General features: G+C 57.6%; 21 protein-coding genes and 1 pseudogene. 16 read left to right on the top strand and 6 right to left on the bottom strand.

The annotated features are described in order from the left end of the window. Window positions 1-31: 31 nt before the first annotated feature. The 4 genes from GS632_RS15735 to mdoH are packed head-to-tail and all read left to right on the top strand — an operon-like array spanning window position 32 to window position 6,012. On the top strand, window positions 32-1,402 hold the full coding sequence (locus tag GS632_RS15735) for a tetratricopeptide repeat protein (protein ID WP_171177511.1): 1,371 nt from the start codon (window positions 32-34) through the stop codon (window positions 1,400-1,402). A gap of 28 nt (window positions 1,403-1,430) precedes the next feature. Then, window positions 1,431-2,648, top strand: a complete 1,218-nt coding sequence (locus GS632_RS15740) for an OpgC family protein (RefSeq protein WP_171238251.1) — start codon at window positions 1,431-1,433, stop codon at window positions 2,646-2,648. Beyond that, a complete protein-coding gene (locus GS632_RS15745) occupies window positions 2,645-4,144 on the top strand; it encodes a glucan biosynthesis protein (protein ID WP_171238250.1) in 1,500 nt (499 codons plus the stop codon). The genes GS632_RS15740 and GS632_RS15745 overlap by 4 nt, the downstream gene beginning before the upstream one ends. After that, window positions 4,141-6,012, top strand: a complete 1,872-nt coding sequence (mdoH, locus tag GS632_RS15750) for a glucans biosynthesis glucosyltransferase MdoH (protein ID WP_171722177.1) — start codon at window positions 4,141-4,143, stop codon at window positions 6,010-6,012. Before GS632_RS15745 ends, mdoH begins: the two co-directional genes overlap by 4 nt. Here the strand turns inward: mdoH and GS632_RS15755 are convergent, their stop codons facing one another. Both GS632_RS15755 and GS632_RS15760 read right to left on the bottom strand, forming a co-directional pair. Next, complete coding sequence (locus tag GS632_RS15755; RefSeq protein ID WP_171177519.1) at window positions 6,013-6,837, bottom strand: PHB depolymerase family esterase; 825 nt, start codon at window positions 6,835-6,837, stop codon at window positions 6,013-6,015. Beyond that, window positions 6,834-7,307 carry a rhodanese-like domain-containing protein gene (locus GS632_RS15760; RefSeq protein WP_171238248.1) on the bottom strand — a complete coding sequence of 158 codons (474 nt, stop codon included), beginning with the start codon at window positions 7,305-7,307 and terminating at the stop codon, window positions 6,834-6,836. The genes GS632_RS15755 and GS632_RS15760 overlap by 4 nt, the downstream gene beginning before the upstream one ends. Window positions 7,308-7,529: 222 nt before the next feature. On the opposite strand from GS632_RS15760, the gene GS632_RS15765 reads away from it, so the two are divergent. From GS632_RS15765 to selD, 7 genes are read left to right on the top strand one after another with little or no spacing between them, the layout of a single operon-like run. Beyond that, the gene (locus tag GS632_RS15765; protein ID WP_171177522.1) at window positions 7,530-10,400 is read left to right on the top strand and encodes a monovalent cation/H+ antiporter subunit A; all 2,871 of its coding nucleotides are present in this window, start codon (window positions 7,530-7,532) and stop codon (window positions 10,398-10,400) included. Then, on the top strand, window positions 10,400-10,759 hold the full coding sequence (locus GS632_RS15770) for a Na+/H+ antiporter subunit C (protein ID WP_170751150.1): 360 nt from the start codon (window positions 10,400-10,402) through the stop codon (window positions 10,757-10,759). Before GS632_RS15765 ends, GS632_RS15770 begins: the two co-directional genes overlap by 1 nt. Next, window positions 10,756-12,300, top strand: coding sequence for a monovalent cation/H+ antiporter subunit D (locus tag GS632_RS15775; RefSeq protein ID WP_171722178.1), 1,545 nt, complete (start codon window positions 10,756-10,758; stop codon window positions 12,298-12,300). Before GS632_RS15770 ends, GS632_RS15775 begins: the two co-directional genes overlap by 4 nt. Next, entirely contained in the window at window positions 12,300-12,797 is a 498-nt protein-coding gene (locus tag GS632_RS15780; protein WP_171238246.1) for a Na+/H+ antiporter subunit E, read from the top strand. The genes GS632_RS15775 and GS632_RS15780 overlap by 1 nt, the downstream gene beginning before the upstream one ends. After that, window positions 12,794-13,063, top strand: a complete 270-nt coding sequence (locus GS632_RS15785) for a K+/H+ antiporter subunit F (RefSeq protein ID WP_170459173.1) — start codon at window positions 12,794-12,796, stop codon at window positions 13,061-13,063. The genes GS632_RS15780 and GS632_RS15785 overlap by 4 nt, the downstream gene beginning before the upstream one ends. A gap of 7 nt (window positions 13,064-13,070) precedes the next feature. Next, on the top strand, window positions 13,071-13,457 hold the full coding sequence (locus GS632_RS15790; RefSeq protein WP_171238245.1) for a Na+/H+ antiporter subunit G: 387 nt from the start codon (window positions 13,071-13,073) through the stop codon (window positions 13,455-13,457). Between the two features lie 5 nt (window positions 13,458-13,462). Further along, window positions 13,463-15,622, top strand: coding sequence for a selenide, water dikinase SelD (gene selD, locus GS632_RS15795; RefSeq protein ID WP_171722179.1), 2,160 nt, complete (start codon window positions 13,463-13,465; stop codon window positions 15,620-15,622). Here the strand turns inward: selD and mnmH are convergent. Together mnmH and GS632_RS15805 are read right to left on the bottom strand one after the other, a co-directional pair. Beyond that, entirely contained in the window at window positions 15,613-16,665 is a 1,053-nt protein-coding gene (mnmH, locus tag GS632_RS15800; RefSeq protein WP_171238243.1) for a tRNA 2-selenouridine(34) synthase MnmH, read from the bottom strand. The two genes, selD and mnmH, sit on opposite strands and share 10 nt — an antisense overlap. 47 nt (window positions 16,666-16,712) lie before the next feature. Further along, window positions 16,713-17,378 carry an SOS response-associated peptidase gene (locus tag GS632_RS15805; RefSeq protein WP_171238273.1) on the bottom strand — a complete coding sequence of 222 codons (666 nt, stop codon included), beginning with the start codon at window positions 17,376-17,378 and terminating at the stop codon, window positions 16,713-16,715. 54 nt (window positions 17,379-17,432) lie between these two features. On the opposite strand from GS632_RS15805, the gene GS632_RS15810 reads away from it, so the two are divergent. Next, entirely contained in the window at window positions 17,433-19,085 is a 1,653-nt protein-coding gene (locus GS632_RS15810) for a tetratricopeptide repeat-containing sulfotransferase family protein (RefSeq protein ID WP_171238242.1), read from the top strand. A gap of 63 nt (window positions 19,086-19,148) precedes the next feature. On the opposite strand, the gene GS632_RS15815 is transcribed toward GS632_RS15810, so the two are convergent. Continuing rightward, window positions 19,149-20,732 carry a bifunctional UDP-sugar hydrolase/5'-nucleotidase gene (locus GS632_RS15815; RefSeq protein ID WP_171238241.1) on the bottom strand — a complete coding sequence of 528 codons (1,584 nt, stop codon included), beginning with the start codon at window positions 20,730-20,732 and terminating at the stop codon, window positions 19,149-19,151. Window positions 20,733-20,839: 107 nt separating this feature from the next. Between GS632_RS15815 and GS632_RS15820 the strand changes: the two genes are divergently transcribed. The 4 genes and pseudogenes from GS632_RS15820 to arsC all read left to right on the top strand — a co-directional run. Further along, the gene (locus tag GS632_RS15820) at window positions 20,840-21,178 is read left to right on the top strand and encodes a DUF952 domain-containing protein (protein WP_171238240.1); all 339 of its coding nucleotides are present in this window, start codon (window positions 20,840-20,842) and stop codon (window positions 21,176-21,178) included. Further along, window positions 21,175-21,606, top strand: a complete 432-nt coding sequence (locus tag GS632_RS15825; protein WP_171238239.1) for a DUF1330 domain-containing protein — start codon at window positions 21,175-21,177, stop codon at window positions 21,604-21,606. The genes GS632_RS15820 and GS632_RS15825 overlap by 4 nt, the downstream gene beginning before the upstream one ends. After that, complete coding sequence (locus GS632_RS15830) at window positions 21,603-22,661, top strand: quinone-dependent dihydroorotate dehydrogenase (protein WP_171619751.1); 1,059 nt, start codon at window positions 21,603-21,605, stop codon at window positions 22,659-22,661. The genes GS632_RS15825 and GS632_RS15830 overlap by 4 nt, the downstream gene beginning before the upstream one ends. 11 nt (window positions 22,662-22,672) lie before the next feature. Continuing rightward, window positions 22,673-22,999 (top strand): annotated as a pseudogene (arsC, locus tag GS632_RS15835) (arsenate reductase (glutaredoxin)); the annotation flags it as partial. Here arsC and GS632_RS15840 read toward each other — a convergent pair. Further along, window positions 22,996-24,312, bottom strand: coding sequence for an MATE family efflux transporter (locus tag GS632_RS15840; RefSeq protein WP_171722180.1), 1,317 nt, complete (start codon window positions 24,310-24,312; stop codon window positions 22,996-22,998). The pseudogene arsC and the gene GS632_RS15840 overlap by 4 nt on opposite strands.

A 24,312-nucleotide genomic window follows, 5' to 3' on the forward strand; every position in this document is an offset into this window, starting at 1 on the left:
GTGAAGTACCGCAATCAGATTGGACCAAAGTATGAAACAAGACGTTTTTGGACAGATGAACACCCTGACGCAGCCAGCGGCTGTGGATGCATGGAATGGTGTTCTGCTTGGGTTCATGGCGCATGCGGCAGTCACGCCCCAACATCTGGGCAAGGTGCTTGAGCTTGAGCCCGACTTTGCGCTGGGTCATGCGGTCAAAGGTCTGTTCATGGCTCTGCTGGGTCGGCGCGAGATGATGGCGGTCGCGGTAGAGGCTCTGGCTGCGGCCAATGCCGCGTCCGAGCGGCAACCGATTTCGGCCCGAGAGCAGCTGTACGTAGACTCGTTGGCGCTGTTTCTGACAGGCCAACAGACGCAGGCGGTTCAGAAATTCGAAGCCATTCTGCGCGAACACCCGCAGGACACATTGGCGATGAAACTGAGCCATGCGACACGATTCGTACTGGGTGATGCCGATGGGATGCGTCGGTCGATTGAACGCGTGATGCCATCCTATGATCCCGACCATCCCGGTCGGGGTTATCTGTTGGGCTGCCACTCCTTTGCGCTGGAGGAAACTGGTGCCTACGAAAAAGCCGAGATCGCTGGCCGTCAGGCGTTGTGGATGGTTTCGGATGATGCATGGGGTCTGCACGCGGTGGCCCATGTTCATGAGATGACCGGCAACGCACAGCTGGGTCTGGATTGGTTGGCCGGACGCGAAGACGCCTGGGCGCACTGTAACAATTTCCGCTATCACGTCTGGTGGCACAAAGCCCTGATGCATCTTGATCTGGGCCAGGTCGATCAGGTGATGGAGCTGTATGACGCCCATATCCGCAAGGATAAAACCGACGACTACCGCGACATTTCGAATGCAACCTCGCTGTTGTCTCGGCTTGAGCTTGAGGGCGTAAATGTTGGAAACCGCTGGGAAGAACTGGCTGATCTGAGTGCTGCGCGCACCGAAGATGGCTGCCTGATCTTTGCGGACCTGCATTACCTGCTGGCCTTGACGGGCGATAACCGCGCCGATTCCACCGCCAAGATGCTGAGCCGGATGAACCGTGATGCCGCCCAAGCCAATGATGACGCCACCCGTCGTATGGCTGATCCGGGTGTTTCAGCAGCCATGGGATTGGAAGCCTTCGGAGACGGCCATTATGGCACCGCCTTCGATCACCTGCTGACGGCGCGTGGATCGATGCAACTGGCCGGTGGCAGCCACGCGCAACGTGATGTATTTGAACGCATTACCATCGATTCTGGCCTGCGCGCCGGACGTCTGGACGCGGTCGAGCGCATTCTGGACGACCGCCGCGCCAAGCGTGCCGGAGGCGAAGACAATTATGCCGTCGCGCGCCGTGCCCTGATCGACGCGGCCCGAGACAGCGGCGACGTTCAAAGCGTTCCCGCAGAATAACAAGACGACCAAGAAGGACAGAAAACGTATGGCGACCATATCGCCCGCTTCTGATTTTGCATCTGCATCGGCCCCGGCCGCAGCTCCTGCCCGCACGCGTGATCCGCGATTGGATTTCTATCGTGGCATCGCGATGTTCATCATTCTGATTGCCCATATTCCCAACGATCCCTGGGCCAGGTGGATACCCGCGCGGTTCGGTTATTCAGACGCGACCGAGATCTTTGTGTTCTGTTCGGGCATGGCCTCGGCCATTGCTTTTGGCGGCGCATTTCTGCGCAAAGGTTGGTGGATGGGAACAGCGCGTGTCGCCTTCCGTATCTGGCAGGTCTACTGGGCGCATATCTGCCTGTTCTTCTTTGTAGCCATGACCATGGCCGCGCTAGATCAGACAGGGTGGTTTGAAAAGACCTATATCTCATCCCTCAACCTGCAGCATTTCTTCAACGATCCGGCCCCGCAGATGGTTGGAATTTTTACGCTGACTTATGTGCCAAACTACTTTGACATTCTGCCGATGTATCTGGTGGTCCTGGCGCTGATGCCGCTGTACATGGCGCTCTACCGTGTCAGTTTCTGGCTGATGGCAGCGGTTTGCATGGCGATCTGGTTTATCGCTCAGACCGGTGCGCTGGCATTGCCGGCCGAACCGTGGTCAGACCGTCAGTGGTTCTTCAATCCATTTGGTTGGCAGCTGCTTTTCTTCACGGGGTTCGCTTTTATGCGCGGTTGGATTCCAGCCCCGCCGGTATCAAAGGCACTGATCTGGGCGGCAATCGCCTTTGTTGTCTTGTCGGCTCCGTTCGGGTCGTGGAAGGTCTTTACCTGGATCAACACTGCCGCGCCCGAGCTTGGCGCTGTGATCCGCAAGGGCTGGCCCCTGACTGAAGAGCTGCGCGGCAAAACCGAATTTGGCCTTCTGCGCTATGTCCACTTCCTGTCACTGGCCTATCTGGGCTGGGTTGCAGCCGGCGAACATGGCCATCGCCTGATCGCAACCGGCCACAGCATGGGCGCGCGTGTCTGGCAATTCCTGCTGGCAGTTATCACAAAGGTCGGTCAGCAATCCCTTGCCGTCTTTGTGTTTTCCATGGCCGCAGCCCGCTTGATCGGCGTGGCGCTAGACCAATCTGGGCGGGATGTTGCCAGTGTCTTTATCGCCAACATGATTGGCTTTGCGATGATCATCGGCGTGGCCTATCTGGCCGCGTGGTTCAAGTCACGACCCTGGAAGACAAAGAAATGAACTTTACCCGTCGCGCATTCCTCGTCTCGACGACCGCCTTGGCCTTTGCCCCGTCTGCCTATGCAACGGGCGGTGAGGTTCCGTTTGGCCGCGACTATGTGATCAAAATGGCCCGCGACCTGGCCAGCCGCCCCTATGCAGAACGCGAGATGGTGCCGCAGGAATGGCAGGATCTGACCTATCAGCAGTACCGCTCGATCCGGTTCAGGCTGGATCGTGCTCTATGGTACGAAACCGAAACGCCGTTCAACGTCGATTTCTTCACGCCAGGTCTCTATTTCCCGCGCACTGTCAAAGTTGAAACGGTTGAGAATGGAATGACCAAACCGGTCGCCTTCGATCTGGACATGTTCGACAAGTCCGAAGATGTGCCGCAACTGCCGATCGACGACACGCTTGGCTTTTCGGGCTTGCGCCTTCGGACCGAGATGCACCGCCCCGGCAAGACAGATGAATTCTGCGTCTGGCAGGGAGCCAGCTATTTCCGCGCCATCGGCCTGCACGAAGTTTATGGCCTGTCCGCGCGTGGTCTGGCGCTGAAAACCGGCGATCCGGATGGTGAGGAGTTCCCCGAATTCATCCGCTTCTGGCTGGAACGTCCCGCACCCGGCCAGCGTAATATGGTCGTCCACGCGCTGATGGACAGCCCCAGCGTGACCGGTGCCTATCGGTTCAACGTTACCGCAGGTGCAGACTGCATCATGGATGTCGAAGCTACGCTGTTCCCACGCGAAGATCTGTCTCATGTCGGTATCGCACCGGGAACGTCGATGTTCCTGTTCGATCAGACCAACCACAGCCGGTTCGACGATTTCCGCCCGGCGGTTCATGACAGCGACGGGCTGCTGATCCGCAATGGCGCAGGCGAAGTTCTGTGGCGGCCGCTAGCCAATCCGACCCGTCTGCAAATTTCGTCTTTTGTGGACACGAACCCACGTGGTTTCGGTCTGATGCAACGCAAGCGCGAGTTTTCGGATTACGCAGACCTTGAGGCCAACTATCACAAACGTCCTGGCCTGTGGGTCGAACCCAACCAGGATTGGGGCAAAGGCACCGTGACGCTGGTTGAAATCCCGGCAGATCAGGAAATCTATGACAACATCGTCGCCTATTGGCGCCCATCAGAGCCCTATGCGGCGGGCAGTCAAGTTGATCTGTCCTATCGCCTGATCTGGGGGGAAGAACCCCAACGCACTCCAATGCCGCGTGTCATCAACAGCGCGATGGGCGAAAATACCTTTGGTGAGGGTCGTCTGGCAGTCATCGACTTTGAAGACAGTGAACTGTTCGAGGACATCGACGCGATCTCGATCTTTGTTGACTCACCTCATGCCGAAACTTCTGAAGGTGTTCTGCAACGCAATCCCGATACCGGTGGCCTGCGTCTGGCCTTTTCTTTCCAGCCTGAAGATCGCAATCATGTCGAACTGCGCGCTCAGCTTCTGAAAGACAAACAGCCTGCCTCTGAGGTCTGGCTTTACCGTTGGACCACATGAGCCGCGATCTGCATATCATGCCGCCAGAAGCCCCTCTGGCGATGCCCGCGCAGAACTTCAGCGCGCGGTTCCGGGATGCGAATGCGCCTTCCGGCAAGCGCGGCTCGTCGGCTGGGTTCTGGCGTGCTTTGGCGTTTTCCCCGGCAATGGCGGCAACACTGGGTCTGCTCTGGGTGATGAGTGACTGGTTCAGCGCCGAGGGGATCAATCTGGTCGAAGCGATACTGCTGGCGCTGATCTCGTTCAACTTTTTCTGGATCACTTTCACGGTTTGCACGGTGCTTTTGGGTATGGTGTCCCTGTCTAGGCAGGACCGTCCCCAAAAAAGCCATCGCGCGCAGCCGCTGCGTGTGGCCTTGCTGACCCCGGTTTACAACGAGGTGCCGTGGAACGTACTGGGCAACGCCCGCACCATGCTTGAAGATTTACAAACCCGTGGTGGGCGGCACCACTATGCCATGTTCATCCTTTCCGATACGCGGGACCCCGAGATAGCAGCGCAGGAACAGGCCAGTGTCGAGGCGTTGCGCACCACTTTGGCACCGGGGCTGGAGTTGTACTATCGCCGCCGTGAACAGAATACTGACCGAAAGGTAGGCAACATCGCCGATTGGGTGAGCCGCTGGGGTGCGGACTGGGATGCGATGCTGGTGTTGGATGCCGACAGCCTGATGACCGGACGCGCGATCTATCGTCTGACCGATGCGTTGGCGCGTGATCCCGGTGCGGGATTGATTCAAAGCTACCCGCAGCTCATTGGCGCGCAGTCAGTTTTTGCCCGGATGCAGCAATTCGCCAACGGTGTCTATGGTATCGCCTTTGCCGAAGGTCTGGCGCGCTGGTGCGGGCAAGAAGGCAACTATTGGGGCCACAACGCCATCATCCGCACCAAGGCTTTTGCCACAAGCGCTGGCCTGCCCAAGCTGCGTTCATTCAGCGGTCAGGACAAGCTGATCATGAGCCACGATTTTGTCGAGGCGGGATTGCTGCGCCGCGCGGGTTGGGCCGTGCGCTTTCTGCCGCGTATTCGCGGATCATACGAAGAAACACCACCCACCCTCATCGATCATGCCATGCGGGACCGCCGCTGGTGTCAGGGCAACCTGCAACACCTGAAACTGCTGGGGTCAACCGGGTTCCGCGCTGTGTCGCGCTTTCACATGTTCCATGGCGCCATCGGATATCTGATGTCACCCTTGTGGTTCGCACTGCTCTTGATGTGGGCGCTGATTGGTCAAGGTCAGGACGCATCCGTCCTACACTATTTCAGCCCTGACAATCCGCTGTTCCCCCAATGGCCCGAGATGTCGGAAACCCGTCATGTGCTGATTATTCTGGTCATGTACGCCATGCTGCTGGCCCCCAAAGTGCTGGGTGTTTTGGCTCTGCCACTCAGCGGTGTGCGCTATTCCGACTTTGGTGGTGCGCGCAAGTTTCTGACGTCGTTCCTGGCCGAGGTTCTACTTTCTATTCTGTACGCGCCTATTCTGATGGTGCAGCAGATGATTGCGGTCTTCCGCACGGCCTTTGGCATCCAACGCGGCTGGTCTCCGCAAGCCCGCGATGGCGGCAGCTATGGGCTCGGTACGTTGGTGCTGTGCCACGCATTGGAAACGATCAGTGGCATCGCGCTGAGCGTGGGTATCCTGTCCGGTCTGGTTTCGATCTGGTTGGCCCCGATTGCCATTAGCCTCGCGATGGCCATACCGCTTTCGGCCCTCAGCGGTGTTTCGGCAAGCGCGGCCCGGAGAATGGTCGGAATGCGCGAAGACTTCAGCGAACCCGCCATCACTCGATCAGCCCGCCGTTATCGGGATGAGTTGAAGCGGTTGGTCGAAGGCAAAGGCAACATGACCCCGGCAGAATAATCAGCTGCCGGGTAACCCCTCGTACCAATCGACGATCATGTCTGCCCAACCGGCAGGAACATTGTGCCCCCCGGGAAACAGCGCGAATTCTAACGCGCTGCCTTCGGCGCAACCGGTCCAGCGGCGACGCATGAAGTCGTCCGTCACAGTGAAACTGCTTGGTTTGTGATCGACGCAGCCATTGGCTTCACGCCAGATTTCAAGCCCGGCAAAGATGTCGCCTTGTTGAAAGCGCCCACCGCCCAGCAATCGCCCTTCAAGCGGTACGACATTGTCTGTCCAACCGTGGGTGTGGAACATGCGGATCGGGCCTTCACACGTCTCAGGATGCGGACGCCAGAACCCTCCGGACACCGGTACGTAAGCGGAGAATGTATCCGGTGCGTCACAGGCCAGGTAGTTGACCATAAAGCCGCCTGCCGAAAATCCACCCAGCAGAACCCGATCAGGATCGACGCCAAACCGGTCTGCGGCATCTTGCATGACTTCGGTCAGAAAGGCGGTTTCGTCCCGATCACCAAAACCCGGATAAAAGTTCCAGCTTTTGGTGCCGCCACGGTCCGGTCGCTCCAAACCCTCAGGCGCCATAACCGCATAGCCACGCTTCAGCAGAGGTTCGACCATCGAGCGATTGCGCATCGTGCCCGATCCGCTGCCACCATAGCCGTGCAGGAACACCACCATCGGAGGGTTGTCCCCCTCGGGCAGCTCAAGATGATACGCGCCCATCGGTGTTTCGCAAACCATGTCTTGACCGGCGCATCCGGCCCAAGCGGCCTGCCCGGCGGCCGCAATGAGTGCCGCCAGACTAAGTGTTCGGATCATCCTGCATCCTCGTTAAACTTTCGAACCGGCAGCCCGGCCCTGACCCAACCCGGGCCTGCGGCCGAGCCCAGCATACCCTCGGGCACGTCAATGATCTGGGTAAAACCCGCTGCAATAAGTTGGTTGCTCAAACGCGCTGAGCGCACCCCCCGCGCACATATGAGCGCCACTGGCGTATCCAGCCTCCCACCGGTCATCTGCTGCAAGGTCTCAACGAAGTCTTCGCGCCGCATATCAAGCGGCGATGCACCTTCGCCAATGCCCGATGCGCGCCATTCCCGCGGAGTTCGTATGTCGACCAACAGTATTTTTCCTTCGCGGGCTTGTTCATGCGCCATTTCAACGCTGATCCGCCCGCCCCTGTGATCTTCGGGGATCAAACGATATTCCCGGATCGCAAAGCCCGCGGCGATCGAGACACCACCGCCGATCAACACCCACCTTCGGGTTCGGTTCACTTTTTCGATCACCGATAGCCTCCTGTTCGATGCCCATTCATCTAGCACATTTGGGTGGAAACGGATGCCTTAAAACCTATGCACAGGATCAAGATTGCGTCATTTTTTCACAGGGCTACCGTACAGTTAAATGTTTCGCTAGTTATCAGTGAAGAAGTTACAAAATCTGGACAGCCTAGGAAATATCTTTACAAAATAGGCTTCATCCTGACCGCTCAGACCGGAGTATCGCACTTGTCCCTATTCCTTATCGCGGCCCTTCCTTTCCTTGGTGCTGTATTCCCTGCTCTGCTGATCCGAGCAGGCAGAAACGCGGCAGCATCCGCTGCGGCGTTAACCACGTTTCTTGCCCTAATGGGTTTGCTGATCCACATCCCATCGGTCATGCGCGGAGACGTCGTGACCGCCCGCTTCGATTGGATTCCCGGTCTTGGCCTGAATGCCAACTTCATGTTGGACGGGTTGGGCTTTCTGTTCGCCCTACTGATATTGGGTATCGGTCTGCTGATCATCCTTTACGCGCGGTTCTACCTGTCGCGCGAAGATCCGATGGGGCAGTTCTACACTTATCTGCTGTTGTTTCAGGGTGCTATGGTCGGGATTGTTCTGTCAGACAACATCCTGCTTTTGCTTATTTTCTGGGAACTTACATCGCTCAGCTCGTTCCTGCTGATCGGTTATTGGAAGCACCTGCCCGAAGGCCGTCAAGGTGCGCGGATGGCGCTGGCCGTCACCGGAGGCGGCGGGTTGGCAATGATCGCCGGGATGCTGATCCTGGGAAACATCGTGGGCTCATATGACCTGAGTGTCATTCTACAGAACAAAGAGCTGATCCAAGCTTCGCCCTACTACCTTCCCGCACTGATCCTGATCCTGCTGGGCGCTTTCACCAAATCGGCGCAGTTCCCTTTCCATTTCTGGCTACCGCACGCGATGGCGGCACCGACACCCGTATCTGCTTATCTGCACTCGGCCACCATGGTGAAGGCCGGTCTGTTCCTAATGGCGCGGATGTGGCCGGTTTTGGCCGGGACGGATGCGTGGTTCTATATCGTGGCCACTACCGGTCTGGTGACGATGTTGCTGGGCGCGGTGATTGCGCTGTTCAAGGATGACCTGAAAGCGCTGCTGGCGTTTTCGACTGTGTCGCATCTGGGCCTGATCACCATGTTGCTGGGTTTCGGCACGAAATTCGCAGCCGTGGCAGCGGTGTTCCACATCATCAACCACGCGACCTTCAAGGCAGCGCTGTTTATGACAGCTGGGATTGTCGATCATGAGACCGGAACACGCGACGTCAAGCGGTTGGGCGGTTTGCGTCATTTGATGCCGATCACCTTCACAATCGGCACCATCGCCGCGCTTTCAATGGCTGGTTTGCCACCCCTGAACGGCTTCTTGTCGAAAGAGATGATGCTGGAAGAAACCGTGCACACCACATGGCTGAACTCAGCCTATCTGGTGCCGGGCCTGGCCTTGCTCGCATCTCTGTTTTCCGCAGCTTATTCCTTCCGTTTCGTGAGCCACGTGTTCCTTGGCCCGCAGCGCGACGATTACCCTGCACATCCGCATGATCCGCCGGTTGGGCTTTGGATTGCCCCCGCTTTCCTTGTCGTGCTGGTCGTTCTGATCGGTCTCTATTCAGCCGCCATCGTCGGTCCGTTGGTTGCGGTGGTTTCAAGCGCTGTGATCGGTGGGGAAAAGCTGCCATACTATTCGCTTAAACTGTGGCACGGCTTTGTGCCCGCGCTGTACATGTCGATCGTAGCAACGCTGGGCGGTCTGTTCCTGCTGTCGATGCACAAACGCGGAGAGCAGCTTTGGAATGCCCTGCCACGCCCTGAAGCCAAGGTGATATTCGAAACCATCATCCACGCCTTCACGCGCCTCAGCCAATGGGTTACGGATGAGCTGCACAACGGTGTCCTCAGCCGTTATGCGATCATCTTCATCGCCTTTACGGTCGGGCTGGGCTACTACGCCTATTCGACCGGTACCATTGGGGTTGAAACCCGCGTTCCACTGCCTGCGCAAATCATCCCGATCGTCGGCTGGCTCTGTCTGGTCGGCGCGACGCTGGGCATCATGTGGTTCCACCGCAACCGCCTGCTCTCGCTTGTTCTGATTGGCGTTGTGGGCCTGATCGTGTCAGTCGCCTTCAACTATCTATCCGCGCCGGACTTGGCGCTGACGCAAATCTCGGTTGAAGTTGTAACCATGATCCTGCTTCTGCTGTCGCTGAACTTTCTGCCCACGGAAACGCCGTGGGACAGTTCAGCCGCACGGCGGTGGCGAGACGCTGCGATTTCTGTCGTCGCGGGCATCGGGACCGGCGCACTGATCTACGCGATCATGCTGCGGGATTTCGCGTTCCCAACGATCTCGGACTTCCATTTGGCGAACTCCTACAAAGGTGGTGGCGGCACGAACGTCGTGAACGTCATTCTGGTCGACTTCCGGGGCTTTGATACCTTTGGCGAGATCATCGTACTGGGCATCGCGGCGCTGATCATCTTTGCCCTGACCGAAGCGGTTCTGGGTACAAATGTGCGCGGCTATTTGCTGAACCGCAAACCGCACTGGCCTCAATCTGGGGACTCACATCCGCTGATGATGGTTGTGGTCACTCGCGTCATGATGCCAATCGCATTGATGGTGGGCGCCTACATCTTCTTCCGCGGACATAACCAACCCGGGGGTGGCTTCATCGCGGGCCTGATTGTCGCGATTGCGTTCCTGATGCAGTACATGGCCAGCGGTTACACCTGGGCCATCGAACGGCAAAGGTTCTACTATCACGGAACCATCGGCTGGGGCGTGCTGATAGCTGCGGCGACCGGATTGGGGGCCTGGTTCAACGAACGCCCCTTCCTGACCAGCGATTTTGGCTACATCAACTGGCCGCCGCTGGAAGAGTTCGAGTGGGCCACGGCCATGCTGTTTGACGTGGGCGTCTTCCTCGCCGTACTTGGGGCGGTGATGCTCGCGCTGGACAGCCTGTCACGCTTTGCCTGGCGGCCGGGCATGGCGCAGGAATTCCCAATGGATATCAACCCGCTGCGGGATTCCTCTGAAGATGAAGACAAAGAGAAGGAGCAGGCCTGATGGAAGCGCTCGTAGCCTCTGCCGTAGGCATTATGACCGCCGCCGGGATTTTCCTGATCCTGCGTCGTCGGACATTCCCGGTCATTCTGGGCCTGTCACTCATCACCTATGCTGTGAACGTGTTCTTGTTTGCCACCGGGCGACTCGCGCTGAATGCGCCTGCCGTTCTGAACAAATACGAAGACGTGCCCTATACCGACCCGCTGCCACAGGCGCTGGTGCTGACGGCCATCGTGATTTCTTTTGGAATGACAGCCGTAATCGTGATGATCGCGCTCTCGGCTTATTTGTCCTCGAAGGATGACCATATCGACATGAGCCCACAGGACAGCGTAGACGCGCCGGGAGAAGACGCATGAACCACTGGATCGTTGCGCCGATCGTCCTTCCCGCGATCCTGGCCCCGTTTATCATCATGGTCCTGCGCTATCATCTGGACCTGCAGCGTATCTTCTCGGTCTCGGGCGTTATTGCCCTGCTTGGCATAGCGCTGACCATTACCGCGCAGGCTTCGGGCGGTGAAATTCTGGTCTACGAGCTTGGCAACTGGCCAGCGCCATTCGGCATCGTCATGGTGCTGGACAGGCTGTCGGCCATGATGGTTCTGCTAACGGCACTACTGGCCCTGCCGATTGTGCTTTATGCCATCGCGTCGGGCTGGGATGAGCGCGGCAAACATTTCCACGCGCTGTTCCATTTCCAGCTTATGGGCGTCTGCGGAGCTTTCCTGACAGGCGATGCGTTCAACCTGTTCGTTTTCTTCGAGGTCCTTCTAATCGCCTCTTACGGTTTGATGACCCATGGAGGCGGTTCGGTCCGGTTGAAATCCGGCGTGCAATATGTTGCGTACAATCTCTTGGGTTCGACCCTGTTCCTGTTTGCATTGGGGACAATCTATGGCGTCACCGGTACGCTGAACATGGCAGACATCGCTGTGCGCGTTGCCGAAATCCCCGCCGAGGACACCGCCCTTTTGCGGGTTGGCGCAGTGCTCCTGCTTTTGGTGTTCTGTATCAAGGCCGCCGTTTTGCCGCTGCATTTCTGGCTTCCAGCCAGCTACGCCAATGCGCCATTACCCGTGGCTGCCCTATTTGCCATCATGACCAAAGTTGGTGCTTACTCGATCATTCGCATGTATACGCTGGCCTTCGGACCCGAGGTCGAAGCGACGCAAGGTTTGGTGGGCGATTGGCTGCAACCCGCAGCGCTTGTGACTTTGGCCGTTGGGGCCATCGGAATTTTGGGATCGCAACACATAGCTCGCATGGTTGCGTATTGCGCCATCGCCTCGATGGGGACCTTGCTGATCGCGATCTCACAATTCACGCCAGATGCGACGGCTGCAGCACTCTATTATGTGTTCCACTCGACCTTGGCGACTGCGCTGTTGTTGCTTGTTGCTGATCTGGTGATGGAGCGTCGCGGCGGGGCAATTGCACCAACAGCGCCCATGCCGCAAAGCGGCCTGATCTCGGCCCTGTTCTTTGTCGGGGCCATCGCGATGGCAGGTATGCCGCCGCTTTCGGGATTCATCGGTAAACTGCTGGTGCTGGACGCGTCTCGCGATGCATCGGACGCAACTGCGGTCTGGGCTGTTATTCTGATCGGATCTTTTGTCACCATCGTTGGGCTGGCGCGCGCGGGCACATTGATCTTCTGGAAAAGCCACGACACGCAGGTGTTTACAGTAGAAGACCCTGTCGATGGTGAAGAGGTACCCGCACCGGTTGCCCCGGAACCGCAACCGGGCCTTGCTATCACAGCCGTGTTTGGGTTGGTGGCAGGTCTGATCCTTCTGACCCTGTTTGCGGGCCCTGCATTGGAATACACAAGCAAAACGGCAGGCCAGTTGTTTGCGCCTGAAAACTACATCTCTGCCGTATTGGGAGGGGAAGAGTGATGAAACTGCTGCGCCGGATTTTTCCGCACCCTCATCTGACTTTCTTGCTGACATTCGTGTGGGTTTTGCTGGCCAATAATGGATCGTTGAATTCGTTGGTTTTTGGCCTGATCCTGGGGATCATCATCCCCTTCATAACGCAGCCCTATTGGCCGGATCGCCCCAAACTGCGTAATTGGCGGATGGTGGCAGAGTATATGCTGGTCGTGCTTTGGGACATTGTGGTTGCAAACGTGACCGTTGCCCGGATCATCCTGTTCAAGCGGGATGCCGACCGCCAACCCAACTGGATCTGCGTCCCGCTGGAACTGCGCACCCCCGAGGCGATTACCGTGTTGGCCGGAACAATCACCATGACCCCCGGCACGGTCAGCTGCGATCTGTCGGCACAAGGGCATAACCTGCTGGTCCATTGCCTTGACGCCCCCGACCCCGAGGCGGTTCGCGATCAGATCAAACAACGCTATGAACGCCGCCTGAAGGAGATTTTCGAATGATCGAATACGCCATCTACTTCGCCTTCGCCTGTTTTGGCGCCGCAATCATGATGTGCCTGTGGCGGATCATCACCGCTGACGGCGTCGGCACGCGCGTTCTGGCGCTGGATACGATGGTGATCAACACCATTGCCCTGATGATCCTTTATGGTCTGGATCAAGGTACCGAGATCTTTTTCGAGGCCGCCATGATCATTGCCATGCTGGGTTTTGTTTCAACCGTGGCCTATGCGCGCTTCATGCTGCGCGGCAACATCATCGAGTGAGGGCGACATGACATTTCTCGTCGAATTGCTGATCGCCGTATTCCTGATCATGTCGGGTATCTTCGGGTTTGTCGGCTCGTTTGGGATGATCAAACTGAAAGATCCAATGTCGCGCCTGCACGCGCCGACCAAGGCGACAACGTTGGGAGTGGGCGGCGTCTTGCTGGCTTCAATAGCGCATTCGGTGCTGCTGGAGGGCAAACTGTCCATGCACGAGCTGCTGATCACGCTGTTTCTGTTCCTGACCGCTCCGATCACGGCCCTGTTCATTGCCAAATGGCACATTCACCGTCATGAAATGCCCGAAGGTCTGCCGGATGCCGGTGAGGATGAGCTTTGGGCCACCCACGCGGTCGAGCAGGTCGAAGACGTCCCGGACCATAGCGCGAACTAATTCCTATGCATTCACCTCCGCTGCCCCTGACCCGCGATTTGGTTCTTGTTGGCGGAGGTCACACCCACGCGCTGCTTTTGCGAAAATGGGGGATGACTCCTCTTGCTGGTGCGCGGGTCACTGTAATAAATCCAGGCCCTACTGCTCCTTATTCCGGTATGTTGCCGGGATATGTCGCCGGGCACTACGACCGATGGGAATTGGACATCGATCTGGTAAAACTGGCGCGCTTTGCAGATGCGCGGGTCATACTGGGTGCCGTCGAAGGGATCGATACTGATAGCCATCAGGTGCATGTTTCCGGGCACCCGCCAGTCGGGTTCGATGTGGCTTCGGTCAATGTTGGGATCACCTCGGACATGCCCGCTCTGCCGGGCTTTGCCGAACATGCCATTCCAGCCAAACCTCTGGGCCGATTTGCCGCGCGATGGGCTGACTATCTGAATCATGATGGCCCTGCGTCTGTCGCGGTGATCGGCGGGGGCGTTGCCGGGGCCGAATTGGTCATGGCCATGGCCCACGCTCTCAAAGCAAAGGGGCGCGCGGCGCGGATCACGCTGATCGACAATGCCTCAATCCTGGCGGCTACCAAACCCAAGGCGGAGGCCACGATCCGTCGCGCCATGCAGGATCTGGGTGTGGAAGTCATCGAAAACGCAGTGATTACCCGGATCGCCGCTGATCACGTCCAACTGCAGGACGGCCGCGCTATCCCCGCCCATTTCGTCACCGGAGCCGCCGGCGCGCGCCCTTATGACTGGATCGCACGTACAGGGCTGGATCTGCAAGACGGGTACATCCGGGTGAACAGCTATCTTCAATCCAGCGATCCTGCTGTCTTTGCCGCCGGGGATTGCGCTCATCTGTCAGAAAATCCGCGCCCCAAGGCAGGCGTTTACGCGGTGCGCGAAGCACCCGTTCTTTTCGACAATCTGCGTGCTGCACTAAGTGCGGGACGGATGCGCAGATATGTCCCGCAGAAGGATTACCTCAAACTGATCTCGTTGGGCGGCAAATCCGCGCTGGGTGAGCGTTTAGGTACATCCTTGAGCGGCCCGATCATGTGGAAATGGAAGAACCACATCGACCAAACTTTCATGAACAGGTTTCGAGACCTGCCGCAAATGAAGCTTTCTGCATTGCCACACGACCGGGCCTTCGGGCTGGATGAGGCGCTTGGGGAAAAACCCATGTGCGGAGGATGCGGCGCCAAGGTCGGGCGCGATGCGTTGCAGACAGCACTGAAATCCCAGCCCGCACCTGACCGTTCAGACATCATCCCCCTGCCCGGAGACGATGCAGCCTTGCTACAAACAGGTGGCGTTCAGCAGGTCATGACATCAGATCACCTGCGGGCTTTCACCAATGATCCCGTCCTGATGGCGCGTATCGCTGCTGTTCACGCTTTGGGGGATATCTGGGCCATGGGGGCTGCACCTCAGGCCGCAACTGCGACGATCATCCTTCCTCGTATGTCTGCCAGTCTTCAGGGCCGCACCATGTCAGAAATCATGGCAGTGGCAGGCGACGTGATGAGAGAGGCCGGGGCTGAGATCGTGGGTGGCCACAGTTCCATGGGCGATGAGATGACCATCGGCTTTACCATAACCGGCCTGTGTGAAACGCCGCCCATCACTTTGTCGGGCGGGCAACCGGGAGACCGTTTGATCCTGACCAAGCCCTTGGGCAGCGGCGTTCTGATGGCTGCCGAAATGGCCGGTCTGGCAGATGGAGCCTGGGTCGCGGCCGCTTATCAGCACATGACCCAATCGCAAGGGAAAGCATCAAGAATACTGGCCAAGGCCCATGCGATGACCGACGTGACCGGGTTTGGTTTAGCCGGGCACCTGCACGGTATCTGCGACGCGTCAAACTGTGGTGCAGTACTTGATCTGAACGCGGTCGAGGTAATGGACGGCGCGTTGACTTTGACAGATCAGGGCGTGCGCTCGACCATCTTTGCCGACAACCGGGTGATTGCCATGGACCTGCCCGCCGAAGGCAAAGCCGCTTTGCTGTTTGATCCTCAGACGGCTGGTGGTTTGCTTGCCGCTGTCGATCCGTCAGTGGCCGATGCCCTGATCAAGGATTTGAAGGCCGCGGGTTATCCGGCTGTGATCATAGGCGAATTGACTGAAACACCGGGCCTGCGGCTTCAAAGTTGATCCAGCAGGCTTTCGATTTGGGACGCGGCCGCTGAAAGGCCGCCGTCGTCCAAGGACGCAATGTCGAGATTGGCCAGAACCTCAACCGACCGGGATAGCCGTGATTTGGTGTAGGCCGGGTCGTAGTGCTGTTCCATCAACGCCTGTGTCAGCGCGTGTTTTTCACCCGCATCGATCAGGCACATCCACCCGTCGACGACCTCGTGACCGCGATGAAAACGCAGCGGGGACAACCGATCCCGCAAACGATCACTGTCGGACAGGATATCGTCATAGGCCCTCACCAGATAAGCGGTCCGCGCTTCAATCGGCGCTGTGATTTGCACCCTGGGGGCCGCACACAACGCCGTCCAAAGGCTGGGCGGCAGGATCAGACTGCCGATTTTCGAAGACTCCGCCTCGACTACAACAGGACGCGCTGGATCTATTGCGCACAGCGCGCTGGACAATGCCGATTCAAACGCCTTTTGCGCAGGCTGTCCACCTGGCCTTTCCCCCAGCAAAGATCCCCTGTGATTGGCCAATGCCTCAAGGTCCAGAACCTGTACGCCGCGCCTTTGCAACAGAGCCAACAGATCCGTCTTGGCCGTTCCGGTATAGCCATCCAAGGCGATCAATCGATGCGGCAGAGGATCGTCGTACAAATACGCATTCACCAACCGGCGATAGGTGCGATAGCCGCCTTCGACCACATCAGCGCGCCAACCGATTTGCTGCAACATCCAGGTGAACGATCCGGAACGCTGGCCACCGCGCCAGCAATAGACCAAGGGGCGCCAACTGCCCTCGTGTTGGCTCAGGTGCTGTTCGATGTGATTGGCTGCATTGCGGAACACAAGCGCCGCCCCAAGTTTCCGTGCCAGAAAGGGGCTTTCCTGCACATAGATGGTCCCGACGCGCGCCCGTTCCTCATTATTCAGAACCGGCAAGTTGATCGCACCCGGCAAATGATCCTCGGCATACTCAGCCGGGCTGCGCACGTCGATAACCGTGTCAAAACCATGCGCGTAAAGTTGGGACAGATCGGGGAATTTCAAAGCCATACCAGAGGTCTAGCTTGCTGTGTTTCGAAAGGAAAGGCCACGCGCCCTCACCCGCCAAAAGGTTCATTCAGTTCAGGTCCGCTGGCCCGGTTCGAATTCACTGCCGGGTCGACGCGGTGAAAGGTCAGCACATCCTCGGCCCCCGGCTGCATCAATCGCGCGGCCCCTTTTCCCGCCTCGCCCAGCCATAATGGCCAATCTTCAGGCTCAAGGATCAAGGGCATCCGATGGTGTATGCCCTTGAGGCCTTCATTTGCACCTGTCGTCACGATCGCACAGGTGCCCTGTCGGCTTTCCTGAGGGCCCCAGTCCTGCCAAACCCCAGCAAAGGCAATCGGTGCCCCATCCTTGCGATGGATGTACCACGGCAAGCGGGTTCCCTGTTCGGTCTTGGTCCATTCATAGAACCCCGTAGCCACGATCAAACAACGGCGCGATCGGCAAGCGTCGCGAAAGGCTGGTTTGTCAGCCAAAGTCTCTGACCGGGCGTTGATCAACAATGGTCCGGCTGTTTCGGATTTGTACCAATGTGGCAAAAACCCCCAACGCAGCGCATCTAAATGACGACCGGTCTCGCCACTGCGCACCACATGTACCTGATTTGTCGGGCAAACATTGTAATTTGGAACGGCAGGTAATGAGTTTGCAGGCCGTGCAGAAAACAGCTGCGCCATGGCGTCATTGGGAAGAGTTATTGCAAACCGTCCGCACATAGGTAATGAACCATCGATATATTCTTGATACAGGCGCAGGATCTTTCGGGTCACATGAAAAACCAAACCGCTCAAACCCTCAAGAGCAAAGCAATTTCCCTTTTGGAAACAGGCAAACTGCAACAGGCCTTGAAGAAAGCCCAGTTTGGGGTCAAGAAATTCCCCAAGGACTCGGATTTTCATGCAATCGCCGGTTTTGTTCTGACAGAGCTGAAGCAGTACAAGAAATCCATACCCCACTTTTTGGAAGCCTCGCGCAAGAAACCCGATGATCCGCAATTTGCCGAAAACCTGGCAAATGCCCTGATGCAAACGGGACAAATCACGCGCGCACTGACATATGCCGAACAAAAGGTGGAACAGTTTCCCAACAACAAGGAACTTCGCCGGGTCATTGACGAGATTCAGCGCGAAGGCCGAAACTGGCGTTCGATTGTCGAGTTCACAACGCATAGCCTTGCTTCGGACCCTAACAACCCGGAACTTCTTGCAAAAAGGGCGCGGGCTTATCTTCAGATGGGCTTTGTCGAGGAAAGCACGCGTGACATAGAACGCGCTTATGACTTGGCACCGGAAAACATCATGGTCGCTTTCCAAAAGTCGCTCAATCTGCATCATTCTGGCGACAAGGAAATGGCGTTCAGTATCTTAAACGACATCCTGAACACTCAACCCCATCACGCAAATGCTCTGCTGCAAGCGGCCACAATGGCGTCAAAAGAGAACGTGCCGCAATTGATGTCTGCGGTCGAGGCTGCGGCGGCTGAAAAAGATGAACCCCTGCAAGAGCTAGAATTTGCCAAGGCGCATCTTGTCCAAAAAACCGACGGTATCGCCGCGGCTTTGCCCCAGTTTGCAAAAGCAAATGCCGTACAACACGACGCGGTGCCTTATGACTTTGCAGCAGAAGAAGAAAAGCTGCACAAAATCATCGAGCTGTTCCCCGAAGGAACATCATCCTTTGAAGGTATCCAGTCCGAAGCGCCGCTGCCGATTTTTGTGATTGGACAGCCGCGATCCGGCACGACCCTGATGGAAATGATGCTGAGTTCGGCCCCCGACATCGCCGGGTGCGGTGAGTTGATGTTGATCCCGGAACTGACAAACAATTTCCACGCAACCGACAAGGTGTTTGACGCGGAAGCCGCAAAAGACATCGCGCGCTCGTATCGGGAAAACATGCCGAACATACCGGAAAACTCGATTGGGTTTGTCGATAAGCTGCCGCACAATTACCAGCGCGTTGGGTTTATTCTGGCCGCCTTCCCCAACGCCAAGATTGTCAACATGCTGCGCGATCCCAGAGACGTCGGTTTGTCGAAATGGATCAGACGTTTTCCCGCAGGCGGCATGAACTACGCCTCAAGTCTGGACGCCATTGCACATTCCGCCAATCTCTATCGCCGCTATATAGCGCACTGGGACACGGTGTTCGAAGGTAAGATCCTAACTTTGCCCTACGAAGAGTTGGTGGCAGATCCCAAAACCCACAGCCAGCGCGTGGCTGAATTTTGCGGAGTAGATTGGCACGAGTCGATGGTACACCCCGAGAAAAACACAAAACAGGTTCGCACGGCCAGTGTGGATCAAGTGCGAAGCAAGATCTCGACCAAGTCAATTGGCGGCTGGCGCGAAGTGGCCGATCACATAACGGCAATGCTGGACGGCTTTGACCCGAAACTCTGGCCGGAATACGATTTCAGCTGACACGCAGCGAAACAAAAAAAGCCGCATCACCTGGATGCGGCTTTTTTGTTTCAGACGGTAGATTTACTTCTGCTTGATACGCCCATCCAGATAAGGCTGATACGGCGCGTTTTCCGCCAGATATTCAGCTGTGACATCGGCCAGATCGGGGCCGAAATCATAGGCATTCTTGTCGTCGCCTTCGAACATCGAGTACCCGTCGCCGCCGTTGCGCACATAGTTATTGGTCACAACGAGGTAGGTCTTGTTCGGGTCAATCGGAACAAACCCATCACCTTCGGCCACCATGACCTCACTGATGCGGCCTTCGTTCGGGGCCATGCTTGGGTCCCAAGTGTAGCTCAGGCCCGCGACTTGCGGGAAGCGGCCTTTTACTTCTTCAACTTGGCTAACACCATTCTCCAGCGCATCAATGACGGTTTGACCGGTGATCTCAAAAGTGGACAACGTGTTCTGGAACGGCAGCACCGTCAGAACTTCACCCATGGTCACGTCGCCCTCATCGATCGAAGCGCGCAGGCCACCTGAATTGGCGATCGCAATCTGCGCACCCTGATCGGCGACACGGGCCAGCATCGCGTCGGCCACAAGGTTGCCCATTTCGCATTCCTGTACCCGACAGACCGACCTGTCGCCCTGAATCGCGGCGGCCGAGCTTGCAACAACGCGTTGCTTCATCTCTTCAATTGGCGCGCCCATTTCGGCCACGCGGGCCGCGATGCCTTCGTCAGGTGTGACTGAGGCGTCCAGCAGTATGGGCTCTCCTTCTGCGGCGATCAGATTGCCATCGTCATCAAAGGTCAGTGTGATTTCGCCCAGGTATTTGGAATAGGCATACGCCTGAACAACCGGCACATCGCCGACCATCGTCGGGTATGCCCCGGCGGCGCCTTCCTGTGTATTTGACAAAAGCGTGTGCGAATGGCCACCGACCACAAGGTCAAGCCCCGGCACCTGTTCTGCAATTTCCAGATCCTTGGCCAGTCCCACATGGTTCAACGCGATGATGATATTGACGCCTTCATCCTGCAAAGCGGCCACATCCGCTTTCAGGCTTTCGATCTCGTCCTGAAACACGACATCTTTGCCGGGGCTTGACGTTTCGACCGTATCCGTAGCCAACGCCGAGATGATGCCCACTTTCTGTCCGCCGACATCAAGCACCACATGGTTTTCAACCTTGCCCTTCAGCTCGGCCGACGATGACAGGTCCAGATTGCCTGAAATCACCGGAAAGCTGACCGTTTCAATAAACGACGCCAACCCTTCCGGGCCGTCGTCAAATTCGTGGTTGCCCACGGCCATGACGTCATAGCCGATCGCTTCCATAAATTCGGCTTCTGCTGAACCTTTGTAGGTGGTGTAGAACAGCGATCCCTGGAACGGGTCCCCGGCGTCCAGCAGCAGAACATTCTGATCCGCCAGCGCATCACGGCGGGAATCAACGATCGTCTTGAGGCGCGCAACCCCGCCAAAACACTTACCTTCTGCTTCATCCTCAGCATCGCAGGTCGAGTCGTATTTGTTTATCGACTCGATGCGGCTATGAATGTCGTTGGTGTGCAGAATGGTTAGCTTGTATTCGGCCGCTGCCACGCCGGCAGTCAGGCCAAGAATTGCTGTAGACGCCAGAAATCGGGTCAACATACTGAATCTCCCTGTTTATATTTTCAGAGATCGTGCGCCTATGACGCCCAAGAGTCAAAGAGGAAATCCAGCTTGATTCCAAGCGCTGCGCGGGGCATCAGATCGATATGCTGATTTACAAAATTTTCCGGGCCGATGAATGGGCCGCCTTGCAAGACAAGGGCGCGACAGATGGCGCGCCAATTGATGTCACCGATGGCTTTGTCCATTTTTCAACGGCTGAACAAGCTGCTGAGACGGCGGCGAAACACTTCGCAGGTGTGGATTATCTGACGTTACTGGCCTGTAATGCCGACGCCATGGGCGACGATCTGAAATGGGAAGTATCGCGCGGCGGTGCCCTGTTCCCGCATCTCTATCGCCAGATCCGGCTTAGCGACGTTGTCTGGTCACGCCCCCTGCCGTTTGACGGTGCTGTTCACCAGTTCCCCGAGGATATGGAATGACGTCCTTTATCGACCCGGAACGGGATCAGTTCGAGGCATTTAAGGCTCTGGACCGGAACCAGCCAATTGAAATGCTCAATCTGGTGAAATTCCGGGCCACAGCGCAGTATCCTGCTGCGCATGAATTGGCGGGCGCGGGGCTGACCGGGGCACAAGCCTATCAGAAATACGGCGCTGAAACTGCGCCGATTGTTGCACGTATCGGGGCAAGCATTTTGTGGCGTGGGGTGTTTGAAACAACTCTCATTGGGCCGTCGGATGAAACATGGGATGCCGTCTTTATCGCACGCTATCCGACAGCACACGCGTTCCTTGAAATGGTGACAGACCCGGTGTACCGGGCGGCGGTGATCCATCGTCAGGCTGCGGTCGAAACCTCGCGCCTGATCCGGTGCGGATCAGGGGAAAGCGGAAAGGCCTTCGGATGAAACTGATTGAAAAACTGGGGCTGAACGCTCTGCACCGCATGGACCCCGAAGCTGCTCATGGCATGTCGATCAAGGCGTTGAAATCCGGTCTAACGCCCGCGCCGGGGCCTGTGACAACACCGCGCCTGAAAACCAACTTGGCGGGTGTGGATCTGCCAAATCCGGTCGGCCTGGCCGCTGGTTTCGACAAGAACGGTGAGGTCCTCGCACCTCTGTCGCGCGCCGGGTTTGGCTTTATCGAGGTGGGCGCAGTCACGCCCCGTCCGCAGCTAGGAAACCCCAAACCACGCCTGTTTCGTCTGACCGAGGACAAGGCAGCCATCAACCGCTTTGGTTTCAACAACGAAGGCATGGAGGTGATGGCCAAACGGCTGGCAGAGCGCCCCAAAGACGCTGTGATCGGCCTGAACCTTGGGGCCAATAAAGACAGCGAAGACCGAGCAGGTGATTTTGCGAAAGTTCTGGCACATTGCGCGGCACATCTGGATTTCGCCACCGTAAACGTATCGTCACCGAACACGGAAAAACTGCGCGATTTGCAGGGCAAGGCCGCGCTGACCGCGCTGTTGAATGGTGTGATCGAAATACGCGATGCACTGCCCCGCCCGCTTCCGATCTTTCTGAAAATTGCGCCTGATCTGACCGAGCCTGAGTTGCAGGACATTGCTGAGGTTGCTCGCGAAACCCGCGTGGATGCGGTGATCGCCACCAACACCACCCTGTCGCGTGACGGGTTGCGTAGCGCGCATAAAGGTGAAGCCGGAGGATTGTCTGGCGCGCCTTTGTTCGAAAAATCCACCCGCGTGCTGGCAAAGCTGAGCCAGTTGACCGGTGGAGAAATCCCGCTGATCGGCGTCGGCGGCATCAGCAACGCAGAACAGGCTTACGCCAAGATCTGCGCCGGGGCGTCTGCTGTACAGTTCTATACCGCCATGGTTTACGGTGGGATCTCACTTGCTGCTGATATCGCGCATGGGCTAGATCAATTGCTGGCGCGTGATGGCTATGACAGCGTTGCCGAGGCCGTGGGCAGCAAACGAGAGGACTGGCTGTGATCGAATACTAGCATAACCCCCGCTGTTCCAAATCCCGCGCCGGACTGGCGCTTTTGGAAGAAAAGGGTGCGCAGATCACATTGCGAAAATACCTTGAAGATGTGCCCTCGGCCGATGCGTTGCGGGCCGCTCAGAAAGCACTGGGACTGCCTGTAATTGACATGGTGCGTACCGGCGAGAAGCGGTTCAAGGAATTGGGGCTGGCAAAAACCGCATCGGATGACGAGCTGATCCGCGCCATGGCCGAGAACCCCATTCTGATCGAACGGCCTCTGGCCATTGCCGCTGACAAAGCTGCCATCGGGCGTCCGCCGGAGAACCTGTTGGCTTTGCTTTAGGCCACTTGCGCTTCAAGCTTGGGATAGCGCCAGCCCATCGTCGCACCCCGCGCGATGTTCAGAACCATCAGTGCGGCCCAAAGGCCGTGATTGCCAAAGCTCGGTACCAGAACGAACAGAGCGACCACATAGATCGCTACGGATTGAATCATTGCGTTGCGCATGGCGCGGGTCCAAGTGGCACCAATGTAGATGCCATCAAACATCCAACTGGCCACACCGACAACTGGCGCTAACGCCGCCCAAAACAAGTAGTCACGGCTGGCCAAACGCACCTCGGGCGAGGTTGACATCAGATCAATCAGGGCCGGGCCAGCCAGGAAGAACACAGCCCCCAGTAACATGGCTCCACCAAGCCCCCATTGCGATGCCATGATACTGGCGCGTCGCAGCTGGTGCCGATCCCGCGCACCGACTGCGCCACCGACCAAAGCCTCGGCCGAAAAGGCGAACCCGTCCAGGGCGAAGGCTGTGATCTCAAGGAATTGCAGAAGAACCTGATTGGCGGCCAACGTCACGTCGCCCAGATCCGCGCCGACAAACAAAAAGGTCGTGAACGAGCCTGTTAAAAGGACGGAACGGATCATGATGTCACCGTTGACTTGCATCATTCGACGCAGGCGCGCGGCATCGAAAATCCGGGCCCGGTCACGCCAGATTTTGCCTTCGAATCCGTCCCGGCACAGCCACAAGCCCAGCGCCAAGCCAGTCCACTCGGCGATCAGGGTGGCCACAGCGACGCCCTCCACGCCCCATCCCAGCCCCAGAACAAACCAAAGGTCCAGAACGATATTCAGCCCGTTCATCCAGATTTGCAGAATGAAAACGCCACGCGTCCGTTCAACCGCGATCAGCCATCCGGTCACGGCATACAAAGCAATGGTGGCCGGAGCACCCCAAATACGAATCTCGAGATAGGTGCGCGTCAATGCCTCAACCTCGGGGCTGGCAGGTGACAGGGCAAATGCCCCGGCAAAGACCGCTGCTTGCGCAAGAACAAAGAACACACCGGCCGCTGCACCCAACATCAAGCCCCGGATCAGCAAAGCACGGGTTTCCACCACGTCACCTGCCCCGCGCGCTTGGGCAGCCAAACCGGTCGTGCCCATGCGTAGAAAACCGAATATCCAATAGATCGAGGCCAGAATGACCGCGCCCACGCCAACGGCACCAATCGGTGCGGCCTGCCCAATTTGCCCCACAACGCCCGTATCGACCGCGCCAAGAATGGGCACGGTTGCGTTCGACAGAACAATCGGGACTGCGATCTTCAGCACCCGCCTATGCGTGATGGGCGCCGATGCGTCCTGCAT

The sequence above is a fragment of the Ruegeria sp. HKCCD7296 genome (genome assembly GCF_013110775.1).
Classification (GTDB): Bacteria; Pseudomonadota; Alphaproteobacteria; order Rhodobacterales; family Rhodobacteraceae; genus Ruegeria.

Excerpts from the sequence above, each read along its gene's own strand:
- GS632_RS15775 (WP_171722178.1), top strand. The coding sequence starts at position 10,756 with ATGAACCACTGGATCGTTGCGCCGATCGTCCTTCCCGCGATCCTGGCC.
- GS632_RS15785 (WP_170459173.1), top strand. The coding sequence starts at position 12,794 with ATGATCGAATACGCCATCTACTTCGCCTTCGCCTGTTTTGGCGCCGCA.
- GS632_RS15740 (WP_171238251.1), top strand. The coding sequence starts at position 1,431 with ATGGCGACCATATCGCCCGCTTCTGATTTTGCATCTGCATCGGCCCCG.
- GS632_RS15815 (WP_171238241.1), bottom strand. The coding sequence starts at position 20,732 with ATGTTGACCCGATTTCTGGCGTCTACAGCAATTCTTGGCCTGACTGCC.
- mdoH (WP_171722177.1), top strand. The coding sequence starts at position 4,141 with ATGAGCCGCGATCTGCATATCATGCCGCCAGAAGCCCCTCTGGCGATG.
- GS632_RS15770 (WP_170751150.1), top strand. The coding sequence starts at position 10,400 with ATGGAAGCGCTCGTAGCCTCTGCCGTAGGCATTATGACCGCCGCCGGG.
- GS632_RS15820 (WP_171238240.1), top strand. The coding sequence starts at position 20,840 with ATGCTGATTTACAAAATTTTCCGGGCCGATGAATGGGCCGCCTTGCAA.
- GS632_RS15830 (WP_171619751.1), top strand. The coding sequence starts at position 21,603 with ATGAAACTGATTGAAAAACTGGGGCTGAACGCTCTGCACCGCATGGAC.
- GS632_RS15780 (WP_171238246.1), top strand. The coding sequence starts at position 12,300 with ATGAAACTGCTGCGCCGGATTTTTCCGCACCCTCATCTGACTTTCTTG.
- selD (WP_171722179.1), top strand. The coding sequence starts at position 13,463 with ATGCATTCACCTCCGCTGCCCCTGACCCGCGATTTGGTTCTTGTTGGC.
- GS632_RS15790 (WP_171238245.1), top strand. The coding sequence starts at position 13,071 with ATGACATTTCTCGTCGAATTGCTGATCGCCGTATTCCTGATCATGTCG.
- GS632_RS15810 (WP_171238242.1), top strand. The coding sequence starts at position 17,433 with ATGAAAAACCAAACCGCTCAAACCCTCAAGAGCAAAGCAATTTCCCTT.
- GS632_RS15745 (WP_171238250.1), top strand. The coding sequence starts at position 2,645 with ATGAACTTTACCCGTCGCGCATTCCTCGTCTCGACGACCGCCTTGGCC.
- GS632_RS15755 (WP_171177519.1), bottom strand. The coding sequence starts at position 6,837 with ATGATCCGAACACTTAGTCTGGCGGCACTCATTGCGGCCGCCGGGCAG.
- GS632_RS15735 (WP_171177511.1), top strand. The coding sequence starts at position 32 with ATGAAACAAGACGTTTTTGGACAGATGAACACCCTGACGCAGCCAGCG.
- GS632_RS15825 (WP_171238239.1), top strand. The coding sequence starts at position 21,175 with ATGACGTCCTTTATCGACCCGGAACGGGATCAGTTCGAGGCATTTAAG.
- GS632_RS15840 (WP_171722180.1), bottom strand. The coding sequence starts at position 24,312 with ATGCAGGACGCATCGGCGCCCATCACGCATAGGCGGGTGCTGAAGATC.
- GS632_RS15805 (WP_171238273.1), bottom strand. The coding sequence starts at position 17,378 with ATGTGCGGACGGTTTGCAATAACTCTTCCCAATGACGCCATGGCGCAG.
- mnmH (WP_171238243.1), bottom strand. The coding sequence starts at position 16,665 with ATGGCTTTGAAATTCCCCGATCTGTCCCAACTTTACGCGCATGGTTTT.